The 7,800-nt window shown below is 54.4% G+C and carries 5 protein-coding genes and 1 pseudogene; all 6 read left to right on the plus strand.

Going from position 1 to position 7,800, the window contains the following annotated elements; translation table 11 throughout:
- Positions 1-478 (plus strand): annotated as a pseudogene (locus C3418_RS21875) (IS630-like element ISAhy2 family transposase); the annotation flags it as partial.
- A gap of 37 nt (positions 479-515) precedes the next feature.
- A complete protein-coding gene (locus C3418_RS21880) occupies positions 516-716 on the plus strand; it encodes a hypothetical protein (protein WP_258040161.1) in 201 nt (66 codons plus the stop codon).
- Positions 713-1,399 carry a UPF0149 family protein gene (locus tag C3418_RS21885; RefSeq protein ID WP_103859275.1) on the plus strand — a complete coding sequence of 229 codons (687 nt, stop codon included), beginning with the start codon at positions 713-715 and terminating at the stop codon, positions 1,397-1,399. Before C3418_RS21880 ends, C3418_RS21885 begins: the two co-directional genes overlap by 4 nt.
- Before the next feature lie 114 nt (positions 1,400-1,513).
- A complete protein-coding gene (locus tag C3418_RS21890; RefSeq protein WP_103859276.1) occupies positions 1,514-3,019 on the plus strand; it encodes an AAA family ATPase in 1,506 nt (501 codons plus the stop codon).
- The gene (locus C3418_RS21895) at positions 3,010-4,503 is read left to right on the plus strand and encodes a VWA domain-containing protein (RefSeq protein ID WP_103859277.1); all 1,494 of its coding nucleotides are present in this window, start codon (positions 3,010-3,012) and stop codon (positions 4,501-4,503) included. The genes C3418_RS21890 and C3418_RS21895 overlap by 10 nt, the downstream gene beginning before the upstream one ends.
- Entirely contained in the window at positions 4,500-7,778 is a 3,279-nt protein-coding gene (locus tag C3418_RS21900) for a type I restriction endonuclease subunit R (RefSeq protein WP_103859278.1), read from the plus strand. The genes C3418_RS21895 and C3418_RS21900 overlap by 4 nt, the downstream gene beginning before the upstream one ends.
- Positions 7,779-7,800 lie beyond the last annotated feature (22 nt).

The following is a 7,800-nucleotide window of genomic DNA, read 5'->3' on the forward strand; positions in this document are numbered from 1 at the left end:
AGACCTCAATCCCAAATTAGGGGCCGACTGGATGTTCAGAGCGCAGCAAAAGCGGGTTGTCACGCCGGGACAGAACGCGAAACATTACCTGGCAGGCGTTCTCCATGCAGGCAACGGAAGAGTGCTTTACGTCAGTGGGATAAAGAAAAACTCATCCCTGTTTATCGCCATGCTGGAAAAGCTGCGTCGCCACTACCGACGAGCCAAAACCATCACGCTGATCCTCGATAACTACATCATTCACAAAAGCAAACAGACCGAGCGATGGTTGAAGAAAAACCCTAAGTTCTGCCTGGTATTCCAGCCAGTTTACAGTCCTTGGGTTAATCACATAGAACGGCTGTGGCACAAGTTGCATGAAACCATCACGCGCAATCATCAATGCAGAGGGATGGCCAACCTGCTGGCTCGAGTGAAACACTTCATGGATACCGTGTCTCCTTTCCCGGGGAATGGCTATGGCACAGCAAAGGTGTAGCACTATTAGGATCAGTTATTTAGGTTATAGCCGCCACATGCGTGAATTAAAAGAGAAAGACTTCAAAGTTCCTCTAGATGCCAACGAGCAACAAAAAATCGCAGCAGTACTTTCCACTGCCGATCAAGAAATTACCACCCTGCAACAAAAACTCGACGCCTTAAAGCAAGAAAAACAGGCCCTGATGCAACAACTGCTGACCGGTAAACGGCGGGTCAAGGTCGAGGAGGCAGCATGAAAAAAGTGACCCTTCACCCCATGACCGAGGCTGACGTTGAGTGGCTGGAGCAGCGGCTGATGGAGTATGGCAACGACGATTCGATGCTGAGTCTGTCGGCACTCGACGGCTTTCTGACCGCCGTGCTTTCCGGCCCCAAGCTGGTATCGCCGAGCCAGTGGTGGCCGGCACTCTGGGGCGGCATGCCCCCCGAGTGGTCGTCCGAGCGGGAGATGAAACGGGCGCTGGACCTTATCATGGGCCATATGAATATTCTGGCCCATACCCTCTGTTATCAGCCCGAGCACTTTATCCCTGTGTTGATGGTCAATCTTTTCGAAGAACAAGAGATCTGCAACGCCGAAGAGTGGTGCTTTGGCTATCTGCCTGGCATGGCGCTGGGGAACTGGCCAGCACTGCCAGAGGAGCTGGATACCTGGCTTGAGGTGATCCGCCTGCATGGCAGCGATGACCAATTGCCACTGCTTGCCAGCCTGTCGCTGCCGGAACATCAGCAGAGCGTGGCCGAAGTGGGCCCTGCCGCGTTGAAATTGCACGCCTATTTTCTCGTACAACGGGGGCCAAACAGGGGGCCTGTCGCGGCGCCATCGGTGAAACCGGCCAAGGCCCCTGCCAAGGTCGGGCGCAATGAGCCCTGCCCCTGTGGTAGCGGCAAGAAGTACAAGCAGTGCTGTTTGCACTGATCAGGCGCTCGGCCCGTACCCTCAGTGAGGGTGACGGCCAGGCGAATGGCGAGCCTTGGTTGCATCGCATCACCATAAAAATTAAATAAGATAAACAGTCAGTTAGGGATAAACATGAAATTACAACAACGGATGGAACGGCTGGTCAACGCGGTATGTGAAGGGATGTTTGAGCGGGAGGAGGTGATCTCGGTGGCACTGCTGGGTGCCTTGTGTGGTCAGAATACCTTTCTTTACGGCCCACCCGGCACGGCCAAAAGCCTGATCTCCCGTCGCATCGCCTGTGCCTTTGCCAATCCGGCCTACTTCGAGTACCTGATGAACCGGTTCAGTACCCCCGAGGAGGTCTTTGGCCCCATCTCGATCAAGGCACTCAAAGAGGATCGGTATGTTCGTAAAACCGAGCATTATCTGCCCCAGGCCGATTTCGCGTTTCTGGACGAGATATGGAAATCGAGCCCGGCGATCCTCAATACCCTGCTGACACTTATCAATGAGCACACCTTTCGCAACGGCGAACAGATCGAGCAGGCCCCACTGAAAGCCTTGGTGGCTGCATCAAATGAAACGCCCGATGCCAATCAGGGGCTGGATGCGCTCTATGATCGCTTTATCATCCGCCTGATGGTCGGGCCCATTGAGCAGTCTGATAATTTTGAACGATTGCTGGCGTGCAAACCGACCGAGGCGGCCATCAGGGTTGATGACTCGCTTATTGTGAAGGCCGATGAGTGGGCTAAATGGCGAGAGCAACTGCATGAGGTGAGTTTGTCACCGGAAACCCTGACCATTATTCGCCTGATCCGCAGTGAACTCGCCACCAAATATGACAAACTGAAGGTCTATGTTTCCGACCGCCGCTGGCAGCGGGCGACCCAACTGCTCAAGGCCGCTGCCCTCTTTAATGGCCGCAGCGAAACCAATCACAGTGATGCCTTGCTATTGCGGCACTGCTTGTGGACCCATGAAGAGAACCGTCTTGCCGTTAACGATATCGTCGAGCAAGCCGTTAAGGATACCGGTTTTGACAGTGGTATTAATCTCGCGCAGATTGATGCCGAAAAAGAATCATTGGAGAAAGAGATCCATAATGAACTTTTCAGTGCCACTGATATTTACGATACACAGATTATTAATGGGCACGCTTTTTTCAAAGTGAAGAACGACTTTGATAATACTAGGATTGGTTCTTACATTTTTATTCCATTGGATAACCTTAAGAACACACATGAATTCCACCCGACAAGTGAAACGGGTAATGAACTAAATTATATTGTCTGTCAATTTGATGGCCAGGGTACTTGTCGGATATCAATGAAGAGCAGATATGGCAGTTTTAATTTCAAACCAGAAGTTCTCTTCCATAAAGGTGACAAGAAACCAAATATTAACAAGCGGCTTATCACCTCATTGGCTGAGTCGGTGGCAAAAACCAGAGAACAGCTTATAGCCACTCTGAATAAGATAGAAAAACAGTGCCAAGGCTATGAGAAAAAATTGGCATCCATTTTCGTTCCTGCCCAGCAGAGCGCATTGGCTATTGATGGCATTACCGAGCAGATTGCTCGGCTCAAATTGCGTATCAAAGATTGTGAACGGCTGGAAGCCTTATGCAAATAAGCCAGGTGGAGAGTGCTTCGCATCTCGCTCAAAAAGAACTCCGCGACAGCTATGGTGGATTGCTGGCTCACTCCAGCTCGCTGACCAGCCAGGTCTCGCAGCACATCGAGGAGTGGAAGAGAGATACTGAGGCAGCGTTGACCAACGAGTGTCCATTCGCTGAGCATGCCCACAAGCTGAACCATTGGCGAAGAGAGAGTGCGCTTGGCGATATATCCAAAGCCTCTTTTCAAGGGGCGGTGAAGGATTATCTCGCGCTCTGTAAAGCCAGCCAGCACCCGGTGGATCCGCCATTTTGGCAAAAGCAGGTTGCCGATAGTTTCGGTCAGGACGCGGAGCCGCCGAGTGCGGATAAGGCCGTCAGTTGCCAACTGCTGGCTACTGAATGGCAAAAGGTGCTGGATAAAGCCCGCAATAGTTGGGAGCTGGCTAGGATCGAGCAGCTGCGTCGCCAGTTAATGGAACGATTGGAGAGCATGCTCAAGCTGTTGCAGCAGTTGCAACCGCTGCTTGAAGCGTTGGGGCTGGATCCGGGGCGACTGGTTGATCTCTCCAGTGGCCAGCTCTCTGCCCAAGATCTGGCCCAGTTCCAGAAGTGGGCAAGCTATCTGGCAAACGACAAGGGGTTGCATGCGTTATGCGACTTGCTCGGCAAGATCCGGCAGATTGAACTCTCCGAAAAGATTGAGCGGGTGAAGGTCAACCACGTTCTGGATCTCTGTCTGCCCGATATCAACTCCCGAGAGGAGATAGTGGGTATTAGGTTGGGACGAGATCTGGAGCATGTATTGCCCAGCGAGAAAGCCCTGTTGGCTGATGACGAGACCGCATTGCTGTTTGATTTGAAGTTCGTCGAGTCACGACTGATGAGCTTTGATATGGCAGGTATGCAGACTCAACATCTGCATGTTGAACGAGAAGAGGAGAGGCCGGTCAACGAAGAGGAGAAGCGCGGCCCCATGATCCTCTGCGTTGATACCAGTGGCTCGATGAGCGGGGCGCCCGAGACGATCGCCAAAGCGATGACGCTATTTCTGGCAACCAAAGCGAGAGAGGAGCAACGCCCCTGTTACCTGATTAACTTCTCTACGGGTATCAAGACGTTGGAGTTGAGTGGAGAATGGGGCCTTGCGTCGATAATCGACTTTCTGAAAATGTCGTTTCATGGCGGTACTGATGCGACACCAGCCCTTGGCCATGCGTTGAAAACCATGGCCGCAGAGACATACCAAAAGGCTGACCTGCTGATGATTTCTGACTTCATCATGGCGGATCTGCCACCGGCGACCCAGGCAAATATCGAGCAACAGCGTGGTAAGGGTAACCGCTTTTACTCTCTGGTGGTCGGCTCTGCCTATATGGTTCAGCGGCTAAAGAGTCTCTTTGATCATGAGTGGGTGTATAACCCGACGACGAGTATCATTCATGAGTTGATCGGCTTTCAGCAAAAAATTGACAACCAGTTTGAGGCATCCCCGTTATGAAGGCCTTGCCGAAATTTCAAGAAGAGTACAGCGCCAAGATCCCAGCCCTGACCCTGCTGACCCAGTTGGGCTGGACTTTCCTCTCCCCTGAACAGGCGTTGGCGGCGCGGGATGGCAAGGCCGATCAGGTGGTGCAGCGTCAACAGCTACGCAGCGTACTGGCCGAGCGCACCTTTGTGTTTGCGGGCAAAACCTATCCGCTTTCCCCTAAGTCAGTGGACAATCTGGTGAGCGAGCTGTGTAGTCCGGCCCTGAATGAAGGGTTGCAGGCGGCCAACGAGCGGCTCTATAACCACCTTCTCTATGGCATGTCGGTGACCGAATTTGTCGATGGCAAGAAGGTGAGCCCCACCATCCCCCTGATTGACTGGCACAATCCGCACAATAACTGCTTTACCTTTACCGAAGAGTTTCGGGTCACCCGCGCAGGGGGCATCGAGTCGCGTCGCCCGGATATCGTCTGCTTCGTCAATGGCTTGCCCTTGGTGGTGATCGAGGCCAAGCGCCCGGATGGCAACGCCAAAAAAGGGCCGACCATCAAGGAGGGGATCTCCCAGAGCCTGCGCAACCAGCGCCCGGACGAGATCCCGCAGCTGTTTTCCTACAGCCAGTTGCTGCTCTCCATCAACGGTATCGAGGGACGATATGGCACCTGCGGTACGCCGGAGAAGTTCTGGGCCGCCTGGCGTGAGGAGGACATCGGTGATGGTGAGATGACAGCCATCAAGAATCAGCCGCTTTCATCTGAACAACTCTCTGCCTTGTTTAGCCACCGACCCGCCGCCGATCTGGACTGGTATCAGTCGCTGGTTGCGGCTGGCGAGCTGGTGGTCAGTGATCAGGATCGGCTGCTAATCAGCCTGCTCTCCCCGGATCGGCTGCTGGAGATGACCCGCCTGTTCACCCTGTTTGACAAGAAGGCGGGCAAGATAGTCGCCCGCTACCAGCAGGTGTTTGGCATCAAGCGGTTAATCGAGCGTATCAACCAGAAACGCCCCGATGGCGGGAGAGAAGGTGGGGTGATCTGGCACACCACTGGTTCGGGCAAGTCGTTCACCATGGTGTTCCTCAGCAAGGCGCTGATCCTGCACGATAGTTTGAAACAGTGTCGCCTGCTGGTGGTTACCGACCGGGTGGATCTGGAGAGCCAGCTCAGCAAGACCTTTGCCTCCAGCGGTGAACTCGCGGGCAAGAAAGATAAAGAAGCGGCCATGGCCACTTCGGGCAAGCGGTTGGCCGAGCAGATCGGTAAGGGCAGCGAGCGGATCATCTTCTCGCTTATTCAGAAGTTCAACTCAGCCACCAAGTTGCCTGAATGCATCAATAAGAGCCCGGATCTCATCGTGCTGATCGATGAGGGCCACCGCAGCCAGGGCGGCGAGAACCATATCCGCATGAAGCAGGCGCTGCCCAATGCCGCTTTTGTCGCCTTTACCGGCACACCGCTGCTCAAGGATGACAAGACCACCAACAAGTTTGGCCCCATCGTCCATGCCTACACCATGCAGCGGGCGGTCGAGGACAAAACGGTGACGCCGCTGCTCTATGAGGAGCGCATCCCCGATCTGGAGGTCAACGAGCGGGCCATCGACAGCTGGTTTGAGCGTATCACCCTGGGGTTAAACGAGCAGCAGCAGGCCGATCTGAAACGCAAATTTGCCCGCAAGGGCGAGATCTACAGCGCGGAGGATCGCATCAAGCTGATTGCGTTCGATATCGCCAGTCACTTTTCAAACCACATTGTCGAGGGGCTCAAGGGCCAGCTGGCCTGCGATAGCAAGGCATCGGCGGTGCTCTATAAAAAGTACCTCGACGAGGCGGGGCTGTTCGAGTCGGCGGTGGTGATGAGTCCGCCCGACAGCCGGGAAGGCAACACCGAGGTGGATGAATCGACCACACCGCTGGTCACTCAGTGGTGGAAGGAGAATGTTGGCACTCAGGATGAGCAGGTGTATTCCAAAGCGCTTATCGAACGCTTTGCTGATGAGAATGATCCCCTCAAGTTGCTGGTCGTGGTGGACAAGCTGTTGACCGGCTTCGATGAACCAAAGAACACCGTGCTCTATATCGACAAGCCACTCAAAGAGCACAACCTGATCCAGGCGATTGCACGGGTCAACCGGCTGCACCCAAAGAAGCAGTTCGGCCTGCTTATCGACTATCGCGGCATCTTATCCGAGCTGGATACCACCATCGGTAAGTATCAGGATCTCGCTTCCCGCACCCAGGGCGGCTATGACGTTGACGACCTCAAAGGCCTCTACAACCAGATGGGCACCGAGTACAAGCGGCTGCCACAGCTCTATCAGGCCCTGTGGGGTATCTTCGCCGGGGTAAAGAACAAGCAGGATATCGAGCAATTGCGCCAAGTGCTGGTGCCCAAGATGGAGGAACTGGACGGCGAACTGGTGGATGTGAACCTCAAGGTGCGCGAAGACTTCTACGAGGCGCTCACGGCGTTTGCCAGTTGCCTGAAAGTGGCGTTGCAGTCAGCTTCCTTCTTCGAGGACAGCGCCTTTAGCGAGGCGGATCGTCGCCACTACAAGGAGACTGTGAAACAGCTCTCCAGCCTGCGCCAACTGGTGCAGCAGGATGCAGGTGAGAAGATTGACTACGACGAATATGCCGAGCAGGTGAAGAAGCTGTTGGATAAGCATGTGGTCGGTGTAGAGGTCAAAGAGCCGGGTGGCTTCTATGAAGTCGGCAAGATGGGCCAAAAACAGCCAGAAGAGTGGAACGAGAACAAGACCCGTAACGAGACCGACATCATCAAGACTCGGGTCACCCGCATGATTGAGCAGGAGCTACGCGACGACCCTTACGCCCAGGAAGCCTTCTCCAAGCTGCTGCGCCAGGCCATCCTTGATGCCGAGAAGCTGTTCGAGCATCCGCTCAAGCAGTACATGCTGTTTCGTGAGTTCGAAGAGCAGGTGCATGAGCGCCGCCTGAGTGACATTCCTGACGCTTTTGCTGGGCATCGCCACGCTCAGGCCTACTTTGGGGTGTTCAAGAAGGTGCTGCCTGAGGTGTTCGCCATCACCGACAGCCAGGTACAGGAGAAGTGGATAAAGCTGGCCTTCGAGATCGATACGGTCGTGGATGCGTCGGTGGCCGAGCACTCCATCAACCCGCAGAACATCGAGGCGGGTATTCGCAAGCAACTGTTGCCACGCATGTTCCAGGAGTGCAAAGCAATCGGCAGTGGTATGGAGCAGGCCAAGAAGATCGTCGAGATGGTGGTGCAGATCACCCGAGTCGGCTTGAGCGGAGTCTGATCAGATGAATGTGCCTATTCGG

The sequence above is a fragment of the Aeromonas sp. ASNIH8 genome (assembly GCF_002919855.1).
GTDB classification, from domain to species: domain Bacteria; phylum Pseudomonadota; class Gammaproteobacteria; order Enterobacterales; family Aeromonadaceae; genus Aeromonas; species Aeromonas caviae.